At 76.4% G+C, this 305-nt stretch carries 1 pseudogene; it reads left to right on the top strand.

Features of this window, described 5'->3' with window-relative positions:
• Window positions 1-305: pseudogene (locus tag D180_RS24110) on the top strand (transmembrane repetitive protein); the annotation flags it as partial.

The following is a 305-nucleotide window of genomic DNA, read 5'->3' as shown; positions in this document are numbered from 1 at the left end:
CGCCTGCGCCTGCACCTGCCGCGGAGCCGACGCCGGCAGCGCCGGCGCCCACGCCGACCACGGCCAGTGCACCACCGCCGCCGGCGGAGCAGCCGCTGCAGGTGACCGAAACGCCGACGCCCACCCGTGACTTCGTACTGCCGCCGCCACCGAGCGTGCGTGTCCCGGTGCCGACACCGCGCGCGGTGGTGCCGCCCGACGTGCAGGTGCCGGTGCGCGAGGTCGAAGTGGTCACCGACGTGCCGACCGTGGCGCAACTGCGGTCGCGCGACATCGCGGTGCCGCGCCCAGTCGCACCGCAGGTA

The sequence above is a fragment of the Xanthomonas sp. SHU 166 genome, from assembly GCF_000364685.1.
GTDB classification, from domain to species: domain Bacteria; phylum Pseudomonadota; class Gammaproteobacteria; order Xanthomonadales; family Xanthomonadaceae; genus Xanthomonas_A; species Xanthomonas_A sontii.
The sequence above is the reverse complement of the archived record's forward strand: the minus strand, read 5'-3'. Positions and strand labels throughout refer to the sequence as shown.